The sequence below is a fragment of the Rodentibacter ratti genome, assembly GCF_002000485.1.
GTDB lineage: Bacteria > Pseudomonadota > Gammaproteobacteria > Enterobacterales > Pasteurellaceae > Rodentibacter > Rodentibacter ratti.
The window spans coordinates 378,662-395,572 of record NZ_MLAJ01000002.1; the positions used below are offsets into that span (position 1 = coordinate 378,662).

General features: G+C 41.1%; 19 protein-coding genes. 7 read left to right on the forward strand and 12 right to left on the reverse strand.

The window, feature by feature from the left end:
* Positions 1-173: 173 nt before the first annotated feature.
* The 10 genes from mnmA to BKG94_RS02780 form a co-directional block, all read right to left on the reverse strand.
* Complete coding sequence (mnmA, locus tag BKG94_RS02735; protein WP_077433953.1) at positions 174-1,325, reverse strand: tRNA 2-thiouridine(34) synthase MnmA; 1,152 nt, start codon at positions 1,323-1,325, stop codon at positions 174-176.
* Positions 1,326-1,441: 116 nt separating this feature from the next.
* The gene (nqrM, locus tag BKG94_RS02740) at positions 1,442-1,702 is read right to left on the reverse strand and encodes a (Na+)-NQR maturation NqrM (RefSeq protein WP_077433955.1); all 261 of its coding nucleotides are present in this window, start codon (positions 1,700-1,702) and stop codon (positions 1,442-1,444) included.
* A 2-nt stretch (positions 1,703-1,704) separates the two neighbouring features.
* Positions 1,705-2,745 carry an FAD:protein FMN transferase gene (locus BKG94_RS02745; protein ID WP_077433957.1) on the reverse strand — a complete coding sequence of 347 codons (1,041 nt, stop codon included), beginning with the start codon at positions 2,743-2,745 and terminating at the stop codon, positions 1,705-1,707.
* A gap of 168 nt (positions 2,746-2,913) precedes the next feature.
* A complete protein-coding gene (gene nqrF / locus BKG94_RS02750) occupies positions 2,914-4,149 on the reverse strand; it encodes an NADH:ubiquinone reductase (Na(+)-transporting) subunit F (RefSeq protein WP_077433959.1) in 1,236 nt (411 codons plus the stop codon).
* A gap of 12 nt (positions 4,150-4,161) precedes the next feature.
* A complete protein-coding gene (gene nqrE / locus BKG94_RS02755) occupies positions 4,162-4,758 on the reverse strand; it encodes an NADH:ubiquinone reductase (Na(+)-transporting) subunit E (protein WP_018356313.1) in 597 nt (198 codons plus the stop codon).
* A gap of 3 nt (positions 4,759-4,761) precedes the next feature.
* Positions 4,762-5,388: an NADH:ubiquinone reductase (Na(+)-transporting) subunit D gene (locus BKG94_RS02760; protein ID WP_077433961.1), complete on the reverse strand. Its 627-nt coding sequence runs from the start codon at positions 5,386-5,388 to the stop codon at positions 4,762-4,764.
* Positions 5,388-6,122 carry a Na(+)-translocating NADH-quinone reductase subunit C gene (locus BKG94_RS02765; protein WP_077433963.1) on the reverse strand — a complete coding sequence of 245 codons (735 nt, stop codon included), beginning with the start codon at positions 6,120-6,122 and terminating at the stop codon, positions 5,388-5,390. The genes BKG94_RS02760 and BKG94_RS02765 overlap by 1 nt, the downstream gene beginning before the upstream one ends.
* Positions 6,115-7,350 (reverse strand): NADH:ubiquinone reductase (Na(+)-transporting) subunit B, encoded by a 1,236-nt coding sequence (locus BKG94_RS02770; RefSeq protein ID WP_077433965.1) that lies wholly within the window; start codon positions 7,348-7,350, stop codon positions 6,115-6,117. Before BKG94_RS02770 ends, BKG94_RS02765 begins: the two co-directional genes overlap by 8 nt.
* A 2-nt stretch (positions 7,351-7,352) precedes the next feature.
* Positions 7,353-8,696, reverse strand: coding sequence for a Na(+)-translocating NADH-quinone reductase subunit A (locus BKG94_RS02775; RefSeq protein ID WP_077433967.1), 1,344 nt, complete (start codon positions 8,694-8,696; stop codon positions 7,353-7,355).
* Between the two features lie 324 nt (positions 8,697-9,020).
* Positions 9,021-9,332: a BolA family protein gene (locus BKG94_RS02780; RefSeq protein WP_077433969.1), complete on the reverse strand. Its 312-nt coding sequence runs from the start codon at positions 9,330-9,332 to the stop codon at positions 9,021-9,023.
* Positions 9,333-9,426: 94 nt separating this feature from the next.
* Between BKG94_RS02780 and BKG94_RS02785 the strand changes: the two genes are divergently transcribed.
* On the forward strand, positions 9,427-10,026 hold the full coding sequence (locus BKG94_RS02785) for a YajG family lipoprotein (protein ID WP_077433971.1): 600 nt from the start codon (positions 9,427-9,429) through the stop codon (positions 10,024-10,026).
* 82 nt (positions 10,027-10,108) lie between these two features.
* Here the strand turns inward: BKG94_RS02785 and BKG94_RS09955 are convergent, their stop codons facing one another.
* A complete protein-coding gene (locus BKG94_RS09955; protein ID WP_158074636.1) occupies positions 10,109-10,270 on the reverse strand; it encodes a hypothetical protein in 162 nt (53 codons plus the stop codon).
* A gap of 63 nt (positions 10,271-10,333) precedes the next feature.
* Here BKG94_RS09955 and corA point away from each other — a divergent pair, with 63 nt between their 5' ends.
* From corA to holA, 6 genes are all read left to right on the forward strand, one after another.
* On the forward strand, positions 10,334-11,281 hold the full coding sequence (gene corA, locus BKG94_RS02790; RefSeq protein ID WP_077433973.1) for a magnesium/cobalt transporter CorA: 948 nt from the start codon (positions 10,334-10,336) through the stop codon (positions 11,279-11,281).
* Entirely contained in the window at positions 11,281-11,826 is a 546-nt protein-coding gene (locus tag BKG94_RS02795; RefSeq protein ID WP_077433975.1) for a YggT family protein, read from the forward strand. Before corA ends, BKG94_RS02795 begins: the two co-directional genes overlap by 1 nt.
* Positions 11,827-11,894: 68 nt before the next feature.
* Positions 11,895-12,182 (forward strand): DUF167 family protein YggU, encoded by a 288-nt coding sequence (gene yggU, locus BKG94_RS02800; protein ID WP_077433977.1) that lies wholly within the window; start codon positions 11,895-11,897, stop codon positions 12,180-12,182.
* A 129-nt stretch (positions 12,183-12,311) separates the two neighbouring features.
* Entirely contained in the window at positions 12,312-14,900 is a 2,589-nt protein-coding gene (gene leuS / locus BKG94_RS02805; protein WP_077433979.1) for a leucine--tRNA ligase, read from the forward strand.
* Positions 14,901-14,959: 59 nt separating this feature from the next.
* Positions 14,960-15,463: an LPS-assembly lipoprotein LptE gene (locus tag BKG94_RS02810; RefSeq protein ID WP_077433981.1), complete on the forward strand. Its 504-nt coding sequence runs from the start codon at positions 14,960-14,962 to the stop codon at positions 15,461-15,463.
* Positions 15,463-16,497 carry a DNA polymerase III subunit delta gene (gene holA, locus BKG94_RS02815; protein WP_077433983.1) on the forward strand — a complete coding sequence of 345 codons (1,035 nt, stop codon included), beginning with the start codon at positions 15,463-15,465 and terminating at the stop codon, positions 16,495-16,497. The genes BKG94_RS02810 and holA overlap by 1 nt, the downstream gene beginning before the upstream one ends.
* Here the strand turns inward: holA and mutT are convergent.
* Entirely contained in the window at positions 16,481-16,900 is a 420-nt protein-coding gene (gene mutT / locus BKG94_RS02820; RefSeq protein ID WP_077433985.1) for an 8-oxo-dGTP diphosphatase MutT, read from the reverse strand. The genes holA and mutT overlap by 17 nt on opposite strands.
* Positions 16,901-16,911: the final 11 nt, after the last annotated feature.

Here is a 16,911-nt window from a genome sequence, read left to right on the forward strand (position 1 = left end):
AATGTAGTTATCTTTGCAATAAATTTTGTTGTTCCCCCTCTCCCTCCGAAAATCCTACGGATTTTCTCCCCCCTCTCCCGTGAACGGGCGAGGGGATTACTATTCAATAAACAGACTCAGGTTTGTATAACTGCTATGTAATATCAATATTTTTACCGCATTTGAAAGAAAAACTATATCCGTTCTTCAATAATGCCCCCGCCTAAACAAATCTCGTCCAGATAAAATACGGCAGATTGTCCGGGGGTCACGGCAGCTTGAGGTTCATCAAAAACAACACGGATAGTGTCATTATCAATAGGCTCTATTACACAAGGAATATCCGCTTGACGATAGCGGGTTTTCACTGTGCAACATAAGGGATCTTGAATCGTTTGACGATCTACCCAATGAAGCTGTTTAGCGATTAATCCTTTGGAAAATAAACGTGGATGATCATGACCTTGCGCCACAATGAGTTCGTTATTTTCCACATTTTTATCCACCACATACCAAGCTTCGTCACCGGCATTTTTCAATCCGCCAATACCCAAGCCTTTACGCTGTCCCAAGGTGTGGTACATTAAGCCCTCATGGCGACCAATCACCTCTCCATCCACCGTACGAATATCTCCTGGTTGTGCCGGTAAATAACGGGCTAAAAAATCTTTGAATTTACGTTCACCAATAAAGCAGATTCCCGTTGAATCTTTCTTTTTTGCCGTGATCAAACCTAGCTCTTCGGCAATTGCACGCACAATCGGCTTTTCAATTTCCCCCACCGGGAAAAGGCTTTGCCCCACTTGCTGATGGCTTAGGGTATATAAAAAATAGCTTTGATCTTTATTGGCATCCAAACCACGTAATAATTTGGCTTGATTGTCATCACCTGAGCGACGAACATAATGCCCGGTGGCGATATAATTAGCGCCGAGATCTTCTGCCGCATACTCTAAAAAAGCTTTAAATTTAATTTCTTTATTACACAAAATATCCGGATTTGGTGTTCGCCCTGCTTTGTATTCCGTTAAAAAATGCTCAAAGACATTATCCCAATACTCAGCAGCAAAATTAATTTTATGCAGTTTAATGCCAAGTTTGTCACACACTGCTTGCGCATCGGCAAGATCCGCTGCTGCCGTGCAATAATCCGTATCATCATCCTCTTCCCAGTTTTTCATAAACAAGCCTTCCACTTGGTAGCCCTGTTGCTGAAGAATAAAGGCAGAAACAGAAGAATCCACCCCACCGGACATTCCACAAATCACTTGTTTCTTACTATTTTCGGCAAGTTGTTCTGATGTGAGTTGAGGGAAATATTGATTGTAAGTTTTTGAAATTAACATAAATTCTCCCGTAACTTCGGTTAAGGCGAAGCACATTGGTTATTGTTAAAAATCGGCGAAATAAGCCTGTTTCTTTCAGCTATCCGATAAAAAGTGCGGTCAAAATTCAACGAAATTTATTTCACTTCATAAAACGATGTATCATCATTTTTCTTCGCAAATTTTTGTTCGTATTCCGCTTTGGCTTGTTCATCACCTGCATCAAGTTTTGATTGAAGTGTATCGCAAGGTTTATCACAATCACAGGCTTTGGCAATTCCCAATGTGGACAAGCCACCACAGCTGCCTTTTAGGCTCTGTTTTTTGATAATAAAGCCAATCGACATCAGTAAAATAATCGCCACAAAGGCGATGAGGGTAAAAAATAACGTTTGCATGATTATTCCTTTGTTTCCATCAATTTTTTAAATGCGGATGACATTTTTGTTTCAAAGCCATTTTCGGTTTTGATGATTAAATAGACCGCAAGATCATTTTTCTCCGCCACTTCAAGGGCTTTTTCTTCCCCGAGTACAAATAAACCCGTTGATAGACCGTCCGCAGTCATGGTTGTTGGAGTAAACACCGTGATGGAGGCAAGATGATGTTGAATCGGGTAACCTGTTTTCGGATCAATTTCATGGGCGAAACGTTTGCCGTTTTCTTCAAAATAAATACGGTAATCGCCGGAGGTTGCCATTGCCATATTATTTAAACCAATCACATTTTCAACCGCTCTTTCTCCCGTTATATTAGGCTTTTCAATGGCGATTTGCCAAGGTTTTCCTTCCGCGTTTTTTCCTTTGGCTCGAATTTCGCCCCCAATTTCCACCATATAGTTTTGTACATTAAGCTGTTCCAATTTCTCTGCCACTTGATCCACCCCAAAACCCTTCGCAATAGAAGAAAGGTCGATATAAACTTGTGGCACAGATTTGCTTAATGTTGGGGTTTGACCACTCATATCAAGGGTAATTTTATCAAGCCCTACCCAAGATTGACGCTCTGCAAGTTGTTCCGGTGTCGGTTGGCGTTCCGGGCGTTTTTCAGGACCAAATCCCCATAAATTCACAACCGGTCCAACAGTCACATCAAGCGCCCCTTCAGTGATTTGATGGAGCCGAATAGCTTCGGCCAACACTTTCGCAAAATCTGCTGAAATTTCAATAGGCGTGTTGACTTGAGTATTTTGGTTAAAACGGCTCAATTCCGAATCCTTAATATAAGTGGACATTTTGGCATTGACGTCTTTTAAAATGCTATCAATCTGTTCATGGGTCTTTTGTGAACTTTCACTCACAGCACTATCATCAATATATTTTACATGATAGGTTGTGCCCATGGTTTTACCACTTAATGAGATCACTTCGGCCTCTTTCTTACAGGCCGCCAGTGAGCAAGCGAAAACAACGGCAAGTAGTCCACTCAATATTTTCTTCATTTATTTTTCCTAATGAGGTGAATATAGGCAAACTGACTTTTCAATCAGCTTGCTGTAATCTGAATAGCAACAAGGGCGTATGCCATACGCCCCTAAAAAACGCTTTAAATTTTGACCGCACTTCATCACAAAGTGCGGTCAATTTTCATGGTGTTTTAACTCATTAAATCATCCACCGAAGTCATCTAACAAGATGTTTTCGTCTTCAACGCCGAGGTCTTTCAACATTTTGATTACCGCTGCGTTCATTACCGGAGGTCCACACATATAGTATTCACAATCTTCTGGTGCTTCATGATTTTTCAGATAGTTTTCATAAAGTACATTGTGAATGAAGCCGGTATAGCCATCCCAATTATCTTCCGGCAATGGATCAGAAAGAGCCACATGCCATTTGAAGTTTGGATTTTCCGCTTGAAGCGTATCAAAATCTTCTACATAGAACATTTCACGTTTAGAACGTGCACCATACCAGAATGAGATTTTGCGTTTAGAATGTAAACGTTTTAACTGGTCAAAAATGTGTGAACGCATTGGTGCCATACCCGCACCACCACCGATGAAGACCATTTCCGCATCGGTGTCTTTTGCAAAGAATTCACCGAATGGACCGGAAATTGTCACTTTATCACCTTCTTTTAATGACCAAATGTAAGAAGACATTTGACCCGGAGGGGCATCCGGTTGACGCGGAGGAGGCGTTGCAATACGTACGTTAAGCATAATGATGCCTTTTTCTTCCGGATAGGAAGCCATGGAATAAGCACGAATGATATGCTCATCCACTTTAGACACATAACGCCATAAATCGTATTTATCCCAATCCTCGTGATATTCTTCCGGAATATCGAAGTCTTTATAGTAAACCGTATGAGGCTCTGCTTCGATTTGGATATAACCACCGGCACGGAATGGTACTTCTTCACCTTCAGGAATCGCCAATTTAAGCTCTTTGATGAATGTCGCTTTGTTATCGTTAGAAATAACGGTACATTCCCATTTTTTCACACCGAAGATTTCTTCCGGAAGTTCAACTTCCATATTGCCTTTCACATTCACTTGGCAAGCCAAACGATAACCTTCTTTGGCTTCACGTTTGTTGATGTGAGAAAGCTCGGTAGGAAGAATTTCGCCACCACCGCTTTTCACTTTCACAATACATTGGCCGCAAGAGCCACCGCCACCACAAGCGGAAGATACGAAGATACCCTTACTTGCTAACGCACCTAATAATTTGCCACCGGCCGGTAAGGTGATCGCCTTTTCAGGATCATCATTAATGCCGATTGTAATATCCCCGGAATCTACGAGTTTTGATTTCGCAAATAAGATGATTGCTACTAATACCAATACGATAACCGTAAATGCAGCAATACCGAGTGCAAGAATTACTGAATCACTCATTGATTACACTCCTTATAATTGAATACCGGAGAAGGACATAAAGCCCAACGCCATCAAACCAACGGTGATGAAAGTAATGCCTAAGCCTTTCAAACCACCCGGAATATCCGCATATTTCATTTTTTCCGTTAAACCAGCAAGGGCAACGATGGCAAGCATCCAACCTAAACCGGAACCAAAACCATATACGATAGACTCAGGGAAATTGTAATCACGTTGAACCATAAAGGATACGCCACCGAAAATCGCACAGTTTACTGCGATAAGCGGTAAGAAGATCCCTAATGCATTATAAAGAGACGGCATAAATTTATCTAATACCATCTCAAGGATTTGTACTAAACCTGCAATCACACCGATAAAAGTGATGAAGTTTAAGAATGATAAATCCACACCTTCAATTAACGCATTTTCTTTTAGTATGTTAGCGTAAATTAACTGGTTAACCGGTACCGCAACGCCCAACACGAAGGTTACTGCAATCCCTAAACCAAAAGCCGTAGAAACCTTTTTTGATACCGCCAAGAATGTACACATTCCCAAGAAAAAGGACAGTGCCATATTTTCAATGAAGACGGCCTTCACAAATAGGCTAATATAATGTTCCATTGATTATTTCTCCTGTTGCTCCGGTTTCCAAGTTCTTAATCCCCAGATGACAAATCCGATGATAAAGAATGCACTTGGTGCAAGTAGGAATAAACCGTTTGCTTGGTACCAACCACCATTTTGAATTGTTTCAAGAATGGTTATACCGAATAATTTACCTGAGCCGATAAGTTCACGGAAGAACGCAACAATGATTAGCATTGCGCCATAACCTAAACCGTTACCAATACCGTCCACGAAACTTTCAAGCGGAGGGGATTTCATTGCGAAGGCCTCTGCACGACCCATTACAATACAGTTCGTAATAATCAACCCAACGAATACTGAAAGCTGCTTAGATAAACCGTAAGCATAAGCTTTTAATACTTGGTCAACAACAATTACCAATGAAGCAATAATCGCAAGTTGTACGATAATACGAATACTGTTAGGAATATAGTGACGGATTAAAGAAACAAAGAAGTTTGATAACCCGGTTACTAAAGTTACCGCAATAGCCATAACAAATGCAGTTTCTAATTTCGTTGTTACCGCTAATGCAGAACAGATCCCAAGGATTTGCAACGCAATTGGATTGTTTTTAGCAATAGGAGCTAATAACAGATCTTTTAAATTTGTTTTTCCAGACATTAGTTCGCTCCTGCTTGAAGTTTTTCAAGATATTTACTAAAGCCATTTTCACTGAACCAGTAATCAAAAGTACCTTGAACACCGTTAGCGGTTAAGGTCGCTCCGGATAAACCGTCAACGCTATGATCATCTTTCGGTGCCTGACCTTTCACAATATGAATAGCCGGTTGATGCTGTTCATTGAAAAGTTTTTTACCTTTAAATAAACCGGCCCAATTTGGGTTTTCAATCTCACCACCCAACCCTGGAGTTTCGCCATGTTGATAATAGGTGATACCGTTCACCGTATTGCCATCCGGTTGAACAGAAACCAAACCATACATAACAGACCATAATCCGGTGCCGTAAATAGGTAAAATCACTTGCTGAGTTTGACCTTGTTCATCTTTAACAAGATAAATTTCTGCAGTTTTCCCACGAGTACGGATTCTCGCTTTATCCTGTTCTGCAGGAATCGCTTCTTGCGAATCATCAGCTTGTTGAACATAGTCACCTGTTGCTAAATCAACAAAACGTGGTTCAATAAATTTTGCATAGGTTTCTTTTACATTCGTTTTTTCTTGTAAAAGTCCTGCAACATTGAGGATATTTTTTTGCTTGTCGAGTAATTTTTGCTCTTCTTGTGCAGGTTTTAACACCACAGCGGAACCAGCAACAATAATGGAACAAACTAAACTCAGTAACAACACAACAAGAATTGTGCCGCCAACACTGTCTTTATTAAACTTAGCCATTTGTTCTTGCTCTCCGACGTTTGATATTTGCTTGAACAACGATGTAGTCAAAAATTGGTGCAAACAAGTTTGCAAATAAAATTGCTAACATCATTCCTTCCGGATAAGCCGGGTTTACAGTACGAATTAACACGGCCATAACACCGATTAACGCACCATACCACCATTTACCTGTATTGGTGAACGAGGCTGAAACAGGATCCGTTGCCATGAACACCATACCTAGAGCAAAACCACCTAAAACAAGATGCCAGTGCCAAGGCATTGAGAACATATGATTGGTTTCAGAACCAATGAGGTTAAATAATGTTGAGGTTGCAATCATACCGAGCATTACCCCGGCGATAATACGCCATGAAGCGATACGGGTGAAAACTATAATTGCCCCACCGATTAAAATCGCTAAGGTTGAAACCTCACCCATAGAACCCGGAAGGTTACCAATAAACGCATCCATCCAAGAGATTGGCTGACCGGTTACAGTATGCTGTAATGCACCCTGACCTGCTTGTGACCATTGTGAAAGTGCGGTCGCACCGGAGAAGCCATCTGCTGCTGTCCATACCGTATCACCGGAAATTTGTGCCGGGTAGGCAAAGAACAAGAAGGCGCGACCTGCAAGTGCCGGGTTCATAAAGTTACGCCCTACACCACCGAAGATCTCTTTTGCCACAACGATACCAAAACTGATACCTAATGCCGCTTGCCATAAAGGTAATGTTGGCGGAACAATTAAAGCGAAAAGAATGGTAGAAACAAACATCCCTTCATTCACTTCGTGGCCACGAACTACAGAGAACAATAATTCCCAAATAGTACAAACGGTGAATACCACTAGGTAAATTGGCAGGAAGAAAATTGCCCCTAATGCCATTTTGCTTCCCCAACCGGCATTTAAGGTTAGATCTAACCCTAAACCATTGGCGAGCGCATAATGCCAGTCGTTTGCAATTAATTGTTCTAAATTGCCTAATTGATTTAATGCGGGAATCGCTTGGTTACCCACATTGTACATACCATAGAAAATCGCAGGAAACAGTGCGAGAAACACTGTGATCATCATACGTTTTGAGTCTAACGCATCACGAACATGCGTGTTTTTGTGCGTCACTGTACCCGGTGTATAAAGCAAGGTATAAATCGATTCAAAGATCGGATAAAGCTTGCTGTATTTACCACCTGGTAAAAACGCGGGTTCCATTTTTTCTAAAAGATTTTTTAAACCCATTTCTAACCTTCCTTCTCAATCTTTTCTAAAGCTTGGCGCAAGATTGAACCATATTCATATTTGCCCGGACAAACGAATGAACAAAGTGCTAAATCTTCTTCATCCAACTCTAAACAACCTAATGCTTGAGCACTATCAGTATCACCGGCGATTAAATCACGTAGCAATAAAGTTGGTAAAATATCCAACGGCATGACTCGCTCATAGTTACCGATTGGCACCATCGCACGCTCACCACCATTTTCAGCGGTAGTGAAATTGAAGAGTTTTTTGCCAAAATGACCTAATACAGTACGGGTAATCGAATATTTATTTGGTTGCGGAGTAATCCAACCAAAGAATTCTTTATTGTTCCCTTCTGCAATTACAGAAACTTGTAATGCATAACGGCCTAAGTAGTCATGTACACCTTTCGCCGTATTACCGCAAAGTACGGAACCTGAAATGACACGATTTTCACCCGCACTGAGTTCATTTTCAGTTAATTGAGAAAGGTTCGCACCAATCACTGTACGGATCAAACGTGGATTTTGCACTTGTGGACCGGCGAGAGAAATAACACGATCAACGTAAAGTTCACCCGTGGTAAATAATTTACCAACAGCAATCACATCTTGATAATTGATATGCCATACGGTTTTATGTGCACCGACAGGATCAATAAAGTGAATGTGAGTGCCCACTAAACCTGACGGATGAACGCCACCAAAATCGTGAACCTGAAGATTTGATAAATCCACAGTCGGAATATTGGTATCACCGGCTTTACACAGATGTAACGGTTTGCTTGGGAATAAACGACTTAATACGCTTAACCCATTGATAAAATCTTGCCAATGCTCTTTTAACACGACTTCAGGATCAGCCGAGAGAGGATTAGTATCCATCGCATTAACAAAGATAGAAGAAGGTTCGCTTTCAATCGCAGGGATTTTGCTGAAAGGACGCGTACGTAATGCGGTCCATAAACCCGATTCCACAAGATTTTGTTTTACTTGTTCAGGAGAAAGCGTATTGAGCTCATCTGCATTATATTTCGCGAAAGTGATTTGTTCATCGCCTTCCACGTTAATGACCACAGATTGTAATACACGTTTTTCGCCACGATTTATTGCTGTGATAGTACCACTTGCTGGGGCTGTGAAAACCACACCGGGATTTTTCTTATCTTCAAAAAGCACTTGACCTTTCTTGACAACATCACCTTCGCGTACCTTCATAGAAGGACGCATCCCCACATACTCCTCACCAAGAATCGCAACCTGATTCACAACGTTGCCATTGTGGATTACTTGTGCCGGTTTTCCTGCAATAGGAAGATCCAAGCCTTTCTTAATTGTAATCATATTGTTTGCACTACTTTTCAAGGTTAAAAATACGATTGCAAATAACTGAAATTAAATGCAATCTCGTGTTTGAGCGTGACAGAGAATACGTTAAACCATCAAAGTATTAACTACTGACACATAAATAAAAAACTCAAATTGGTTTAATTTTTTGACAAAGTAAGCGAGCTTTTACAACATCAAAAAATTGAAAATATAAAAATTAAAGCGACTTATTCTAGCTAAAATCTGCGTTTCATTCCACTTTAACCCACACTTTTTGTGAAAAATTTGTGAACTTTTTGCAAGATACACACAAAGAGTTATGAACGGAAAACAATCAAACTATAAGCCAACTCCGGCACAGTTTGGTGAGTTGGGAAATACTTCACCACGCTCTTCCCATTCTTTTTTGGTATAAAGATGGAGGGCGAAGGCATGGATACCGTTTTTTAAATCCTCGGCAAATAATTGATATAATTTTTGATGGCGTTTAACCTTACTCATACCATCAAAAACATCACTCACAATCACTAATTTAAAATGAGAATTTGCACCACGACCGGAGCTATGCATGTGACTTTCATTTTCTACTGCCGCAAAGTGCGGTTGAAATTCAGTGTGAATTTTATCTAATAATTCTTGTTGCTTTGACATCATTTATCTCCAATAAAATTTTGCTGAAAGGCTATACATCCGTCATTAAGTCTGCAAGAATAGCACAAATCAACTTATTTTAATTGAGGAAATTATGAAGCTCGCAAATAAAATCAAAACATTATCTGCTGTTACCCTTGCCGCCGCAACAGTGTTTCTTACCGGCTGCCAAGCTCAATCCAATACATTAACGTTCACCCCTCCAGCCCCTAATGCGTCGATGAACGTTAATCAATCCGCCGTTGTTTATGTCACCACAAGCGATGCCCGTTCAAAACAAGATATCGCCAGCTATGTAAAAAACGGGGAATTAGTAAAACTCAATGCTTCACCAAGTGTGACACAACTATTCCAACAAGTGATGCAACAAAATTTGGTCAGTAAGGGATTCCGTATTGGGCAGGTAAATAATTCAAATGCCGGCGTTACCGTTGAAGTAAAAGATTTTTTCACTCAGGTGGATCAGGGCAATTTACGCTACAATCTAAACAGCAAAATTCAAGTCACCGTGCATGTACAGGGTAGCGGTGGGAAATATAACAAAGACTTTAACGCCAGCCGTTCACAATCCGGCGCATTTAATGCTGACAATGACGAAATCCAAAAAGTGCTTGGTGAAACTTTCAAAGATATTGTTAATAACATCTATCAAGATCAAGAAGTCGTTACGGCAATCAATCAATATACCCGCTAATTTCTTTTGGGGCGTTTCGCCCCATTATTTTCTATAAAAACTTGACGAATACCCCTTTCAAGCGTAACATTCGCCCGATTTTTTAACGAGAAGGACACACACTTTGGACAGTCATAGTCGATACCGAATATCGCTTTAGACTCCCGCCCAACGCCAAAATGGCTATCGGCGAGAGTTCGTCGGTAGATTTACCGATTTCGGCATCCTTAATACAAAACGAAAATACCGCAATTTTTAACCGCACTTTTATTCGTTTGACATTCTTTTGTTCACGGCTAACTGTTCATAATCCCACAAGGAGTATGAAATGATCAATGCTTTTACTATCAACGATTCCCGTTTATTTCGGATCGACGAAAATGAAACGGATCTCAATAGCGCAATCTGGCTTGATTTGCTCGAACCTACCGGCGAAGAGCGTGAAATGCTACAAGAAAGCTTAGGACAAAGCCTCGCTTCTTTTCTGGAATTAGAAGATATCGAAGCCTCCGCCCGTTTCTTTGAAGACGAAGACGGATTACACTTACACTCATTCTTTTACTGTGAAGATGAAAATAACTATGCCGATCTCGCTAGTGTAGCATTTACTATCCGCGATGGCCGCTTATTTACCTTACGTGATCGAGAACTGCCTGCATTTCGTTTGTATCGTATGCGTTCCCGTAGTCAGCGTTTATTGGAATTCAATGCTTATGAAGTGCTGCTTGATTTATTTGAAACCAAAATTGAGCAACTTGCCGATGTCATCGAAAATGTTTACGCCGATCTAGAAGAATTAAGTCGCGTAATCCTAAACGGCACACAAGGTGAGGCGTTTGATGAAGCGTTAAACACCCTCACAGAACAGGAAGATACCAGTTCAAAAGTGCGCCTATGTCTGATGGATACCCAACGCGCACTCGGTTTTTTAGTGCGCAAAACCCGTTTACCGGCAAACCAGTTGGAACAGGCGAGAGAAATCCTGCGAGATATTGAATCCCTACAACCGCACAACGAATCCTTGTTCCAAAAAGTAAATTTCCTTATGCAAGCAGCAATGGGTTACATTAATATTGAGCAGAATAAAATTATGAAATTTTTCTCGGTAGTCTCCGTGATGTTCTTACCGGCAACATTAGTTGCCTCTACTTATGGAATGAACTTTGAGTTTATGCCGGAACTGCATTTTAAATATGGTTACCCAATGGCTATCGGTTTAATGATCGCCGCAGCACTCACCCCATATATTTATTTTAAACGAAAAGGATGGCTATAATGGAATTATCCCAAACCGCACTATTTGTCGGTTCAATCATCAATCTTTATGCGCTAGTGTTGGTCTTACGTATTTGGTTGCAATTGGCTAGAGTGGATTACTACAATCCTCTTTCACAGTTTGTGGTAAAAATTACAGAACCGGTACTTAAACCCATTCGTAAAATGATGCCGACCGTCAAAAACATTGACACTTCAGCTGTCCTTGTGATTTTTATCCTCGGTGCGCTAAAATCCGTGCTTTACTTCGGATTAGCCATTGATGTCATGATACTTTTAGGCCTATTAAGCATTCTAAAAGCAACCGGAATGACGATTTTCTATGTGTTATTTATCGGAGCAATTTCAAGCTGGTTTAATCGTGGTAACAATCCTACTTTCTACGCTTTCTATCAATTGTCAGAACCACTATTACGGCCTGTTAGAAAAATCTTACCAACTATTGGAATGATTGATTTTTCACCCATGGTGATTGTGTTTATCCTACTATTTATCAATAATCTTATGATTGATATGTTACAGGGACTTTGGGTGATCGCCGGATAAAGTGCGGTCATAAAATAACATGTTTTCAGCCACGTTCTACGTGGCTTTTCTTTATAGGGGTTATAAATATGTCAGCAATCGAAAAACTGTCTGATGGCATTCGCCTAAAGATTTTTTTACAACCCAAAGCCAGCAAAGATCAAATTGTTGGAATACATAATGAAGAACTCAAAATTACCATCACCGCCCCACCGATAGAAGGGCAAGCAAACGCTCATTTATTAAAATTCTTAAGCAAAATCTTCAAAGTACCGAAAAGCAGTATCCTGCTGGAAAAAGGCGAATTAAATCGCCACAAACAAATTTGGATTCCCTCTCCTAAATTAATGCCAAAAGAAATCGAAAATTTATTATAAAACAAACGAAAAAATCACCGCACTTTATGCCTCTTAGCCTACCAATTTATGGCGTTTTACGATATTCTATGAGTCAATTTTTTCATATAAAAATCCCGCTAAAGTGCGGTCAAAATTAAAGGTAATTTTATGCAAGAACAATATCGTCCCGATATGATTGAACCGAAAGTTCAGCAATATTGGGCAGAGAATAAGGTTTTCAAAGCCGTTAAAGATACCAATAAAGAGAAATATTATTGTCTTTCTATGTTCCCGTATCCGTCCGGCCGCCTGCATATGGGGCATGTGCGTAACTATACGATCGGTGATGTGGTTTCACGTTATCAACGTATGAACGGTAAAAATGTATTGCAGCCCATCGGTTGGGATGCCTTTGGTTTACCTGCTGAAGGGGCGGCAATTAAACACAAAACCGCACCGGCAAAATGGACATACGAAAACATTGAATATATGAAAAACCAGCTCAAAATGTTGGGTTTTGGTTATGACTGGGATCGTGAAATTGCGACCTGTAAACCTGAATACTACAAATGGGAACAATGGTTTTTTACCGAGCTTTATAGAAAAGGTTTAGTGTATAAAAAAACCTCAACGGTAAACTGGTGTCCGAATGATGAAACCGTGCTTGCCAACGAGCAAGTGCATGATGGTTGCTGTTGGCGTTGCGATACCCCGGTGGAACAAAAAGAAATTCCTCAATGGTTTATTAAAATCACGGATTATGCCGAGCAATTATTAGGCGGGCTGGATAATCTTCCGCAATGGCCGGATATGGTGAAAACCATGCAACGCAACTGGATTGGACGTTCCGAAGGGGTGGAAATTATCTTTGAAGTAGCGGATACCAATGAGAAAGTGGCGGTTTACACTACTCGCCCGGATACCTTCTATGGCGTGAGTTATTTAGGCATTGCCGCCGCTCATCCTTTGGCAAGCCTTGCAGCACAAAATAATCCAGAACTGGCTGCATTCATTCAAGAAGCGAAAAACGCCAAAGTTGCCGAAGCCGATCTTGCCACCATGGAGAAAAAAGGGATGGCGACAGGCTTGTTCGCAATTCATCCGTTAACCGGGGAAAAATTACCGATTTGGGTGGCAAATTTCGTATTAATGCACTATGGTACGGGGGCGGTAATGGCGGTTCCGGCACATGATCAACGTGACTATGAGTTCGCACAAAAATATGCCCTACCATTAAAACAAGTGATCGCGCCACTTGCCGACCAAGAAATTGATTTAACCAAAGAAGCGTTCATCGAACATGGTGTATTAGTTAATTCTGCCGAATTTGACGGCTTAGACTTCGACGGCGCATTCAACGGTATTGCAAATAAACTTGAAAAATTAGGCGTGGGTAAACGCCAAGTGAACTACCGCTTGCGTGATTGGGGTGTTTCCCGTCAACGTTATTGGGGCGCACCAATCCCAATGCTGACCCTTGAAAACGGTGATGTCGTGCCTGCTCCATTAGAAGATTTACCGATTATTCTGCCTGAAGATGTGGTGATGGATGGGGTGAAAAGCCCGATTAAAGCGGATCCAAACTGGGCAAAAACCACCTTTAACGGTGCACCTGCATTAAAAGAAACGGACACTTTTGATACCTTTATGGAATCTTCTTGGTATTACGCCCGTTACACCTCACCAACCTTTGCAGAGGCAATGTTAGATAAAGAAGAAGCGAATTACTGGTTACCGGTGGATCAATATATCGGCGGTATTGAGCATGCGACTATGCACCTATTATATTTCCGTTTCTTCCACAAACTCTTGCGTGATGCAGGTTTTGTAACAAGTGATGAACCGACCGTTAAGTTGTTATGTCAAGGTATGGTGCTTGCCGATGCATTCTATTACACCAGCCCGACTAACGAGCGTATTTGGGTCAGCCCAACGCAAGTGACCCTCGAGCGAGATGAGAAAGGCCGCATTATCAAGGCGACGGATCCTGAAGGACATGAGCTGGTCCATTCCGGTATGACCAAAATGTCGAAATCGAAAAACAACGGTATCGACCCACAAGAAATGGTGGAAAAATACGGTGCGGATACCGTTCGCCTATTTATGATGTTCGCCTCCCCTGCGGAAATGACCCTTGAATGGCAAGAATCCGGTGTAGAAGGGGCAAAACGCTTCTTAGGCCGAGTGTGGAACTTGGTGTATCAATATCAACAAAACCCGGCAAAAACAGCCTTAGATGTGACCGCTCTTTCTGCGGATCAAAAAGCCCTTCGCCGTGAAGTACATAAAACCATTGCCAAAGTGAGTGACGATATTGGTCGCCGTCAAACCTTCAACACGGCTATTGCGGCAATTATGGAATTGATGAACAAACTCACCAAAGCGCCATTGGATAGCGAGCAGGATCGTGCGGTCATGGCAGAAGCCTTAAGTGCCGTCGTGCGTATGCTTTATCCGATTACCCCACATATTTGCTTTGAGTTATGGCAGGCTCTCGGCAACGAAAACAGCATTGATACCGCAGAATGGGTGAAAGCCGATGAAGCGGCGATGGTCGAAGATGAAAAACTCATTGTTGTTCAGGTGAACGGTAAGGTGCGTGGCAAAGTGACGGTGGCGGCAGATGCCGATGAAGAAATGGTAAAAACCATTGCTTTTGCCGATGAAAATGTGAAGAAATTTACCGATGGTCAGCAAATCGTGAAAGTGATTTATGTCTCAGGTAAATTATTAAATGTTGTGGTGAAACCACAATAACCCATAAAAAAATAACCGCACTTATTACCAAAGTGCGGTTGATTTTAAAGGTGATTTTTATGATGAAATCAATCAAAAGATTATTTTTTGCGACGACAGTGGCAACACTTTCAGCCTGTGGTTGGCATCTTCAAAATGGTGCATTAATTCCGCAAGAATTACAAACTTTAACTTTTGCAAGTAGTGATCCTTATAGTGAAATGTCAATGGCAGTCCGTCGCCAATTACAAATCAATAATGTCAATCTTGTTAAACCAACGCAAGGCGTACCCGTTCTGCGTATCAATAAGCAAACCAGCGATAATCAGGTCGCATCCATTTTTAAACGAGGACGTGAAGCAGAAAAAGTCTTAACGTTGGAGGTGGAAGCCAGCGTACGTTTAGCCAATGGTGAAACTTATCCAATCAGCGCAAAAGTAAACCGTACTTTCTTTGATAATTCACGGGCAGCATTGGCAAAAGCCGCCGAGCGTGATGTGATTTGGAACGATATGCGTGATCAAGCCGCACGCCAACTCATTACTAAAATGGTGGCATTACAACACCAAGTAAAAGGTAAGTAATGAATCGTCTTTTTCCTGAGCAACTAGCCCACCATGTAAGCCAACGTCTAGCCAAGGCATATTTATTGGTTGGGCAAGATCCGCTGTTACTCAGTGAAAGTGAAGATACTATTTATCAAACTGCTATTCAGCAAGATTTTGATGAAAAACATACAGTGCAAATTGATAGCCAAACCGATTGGGGACAACTTATTGAAACCAGTCAGTCGATGGGACTATTTTTTAACAAACAAATTCTGGTTCTCAATTTACCGGAAACCTTGAGCGCATCTTTGCAGAAAAATCTGCAAGAGTTCGTTAGCTCATTGACCGAAGATATTCTGCTTATGCTCAGCGTAGCGAAATTCCCCAAAACAATGGAGAAACAAGCTTGGTTTTTGACGCTTAGTCAGTATGAACCAGATTTGATATTGATTAATTGCCAAACGCCAACGGTGGAAAATCTTCCCCGCTGGGTAAAAAATCGGATTCAATCAATGGGGTTAACGGCTGATGATGAAGCCATTCAGCAGCTTTGTTATAGCTATGAAAATAACCTGCTTGCATTAAAACAAACTTTGCAACTCTTGGATTTACTTCATCCTGATCACAAACTCAATTACAACCGAGTGATTGAAGTGGTTGAACAATCTTCCATATTTACACCTTTTCAATGGATTGACGCACTTCTTGCGGGCAAAGCAAATCGAGCTAAACGAATTTTAAACGGTTTACAAGCGGAGGATATTCAACCAATAATTTTACTTCGTACCTTACAACGTGAATTATTGACAATACTTGAGCTTACAAAACCCCAACAACACATTCGCATAACCGATGCTTTACCTATTCAACAAATTAAGTCAGAATTTGATCGTCTTAAAATTTGGCAAAATCGCCGACCGCTCTTTTTAACCGCAGTACAACGATTAACCTATCAAAAACTCTATGAAATTATCCAAGAGTTAGCCGATATCGAACGCCTCGCCAAACAAGAATTTAGCCATAATGTGTGGGAAAAATTAGCGGATTTATCCGTTAAAGTTTGCTCATAGATAAATCGGTTTCCGCAATCAAACGCTGAATGAGCTTTGCATTGGCCGGTGGAAATAATCCGGCATCTAATGCTCTTTGTTCAATCCAAAAACCTTCTTGCCCTTCACGCCCAAAAGGTTCACCGATCCATTCATCTACAATATAAAAAAAGAACGAAATCAGCTTAGTGGGATATTCAAACTGAAAGCGTTCATACAACTCGGCATTTAATACCACAATACCGATTTCTTCTTCCAATTCACGTTTTAGAGCCTGTTCCGGCGTTTCACCGGCATCCACTTTGCCACCGGGGAATTCAAGAGATTGGGCAAAATCCTGCCCTTCCAAACGTTGGGTTAAATAAATCTGCCCGAATTCATTACGAATAATGCCTGCAGCAACTTGTATTACTGGTTTTTCCATTTTGTTAAATC

Bases quoted from the DNA above. Each gene is read 5' to 3' on its own strand.
- mnmA (WP_077433953.1), bottom strand. From the start codon at position 1,325: ATGTTAATTTCAAAAACTTACAATCAATATTTCCCTCAACTCACATCA.
- nqrM (WP_077433955.1), bottom strand. From the start codon at position 1,702: ATGCAAACGTTATTTTTTACCCTCATCGCCTTTGTGGCGATTATTTTA.
- BKG94_RS02745 (WP_077433957.1), bottom strand. From the start codon at position 2,745: ATGAAGAAAATATTGAGTGGACTACTTGCCGTTGTTTTCGCTTGCTCA.
- nqrF (WP_077433959.1), bottom strand. From the start codon at position 4,149: ATGAGTGATTCAGTAATTCTTGCACTCGGTATTGCTGCATTTACGGTT.
- nqrE (WP_018356313.1), bottom strand. From the start codon at position 4,758: ATGGAACATTATATTAGCCTATTTGTGAAGGCCGTCTTCATTGAAAAT.
- BKG94_RS02760 (WP_077433961.1), bottom strand. From the start codon at position 5,388: ATGTCTGGAAAAACAAATTTAAAAGATCTGTTATTAGCTCCTATTGCT.
- BKG94_RS02765 (WP_077433963.1), bottom strand. From the start codon at position 6,122: ATGGCTAAGTTTAATAAAGACAGTGTTGGCGGCACAATTCTTGTTGTG.
- BKG94_RS02770 (WP_077433965.1), bottom strand. From the start codon at position 7,350: ATGGGTTTAAAAAATCTTTTAGAAAAAATGGAACCCGCGTTTTTACCA.
- BKG94_RS02775 (WP_077433967.1), bottom strand. From the start codon at position 8,696: ATGATTACAATTAAGAAAGGCTTGGATCTTCCTATTGCAGGAAAACCG.
- BKG94_RS02780 (WP_077433969.1), bottom strand. From the start codon at position 9,332: ATGTCAAAGCAACAAGAATTATTAGATAAAATTCACACTGAATTTCAA.
- BKG94_RS02785 (WP_077433971.1), top strand. From the start codon at position 9,427: ATGAAGCTCGCAAATAAAATCAAAACATTATCTGCTGTTACCCTTGCC.
- corA (WP_077433973.1), top strand. From the start codon at position 10,334: ATGATCAATGCTTTTACTATCAACGATTCCCGTTTATTTCGGATCGAC.
- BKG94_RS02795 (WP_077433975.1), top strand. From the start codon at position 11,281: ATGGAATTATCCCAAACCGCACTATTTGTCGGTTCAATCATCAATCTT.
- yggU (WP_077433977.1), top strand. From the start codon at position 11,895: ATGTCAGCAATCGAAAAACTGTCTGATGGCATTCGCCTAAAGATTTTT.
- leuS (WP_077433979.1), top strand. From the start codon at position 12,312: ATGCAAGAACAATATCGTCCCGATATGATTGAACCGAAAGTTCAGCAA.
- BKG94_RS02810 (WP_077433981.1), top strand. From the start codon at position 14,960: ATGATGAAATCAATCAAAAGATTATTTTTTGCGACGACAGTGGCAACA.
- holA (WP_077433983.1), top strand. From the start codon at position 15,463: ATGAATCGTCTTTTTCCTGAGCAACTAGCCCACCATGTAAGCCAACGT.
- mutT (WP_077433985.1), bottom strand. From the start codon at position 16,900: ATGGAAAAACCAGTAATACAAGTTGCTGCAGGCATTATTCGTAATGAA.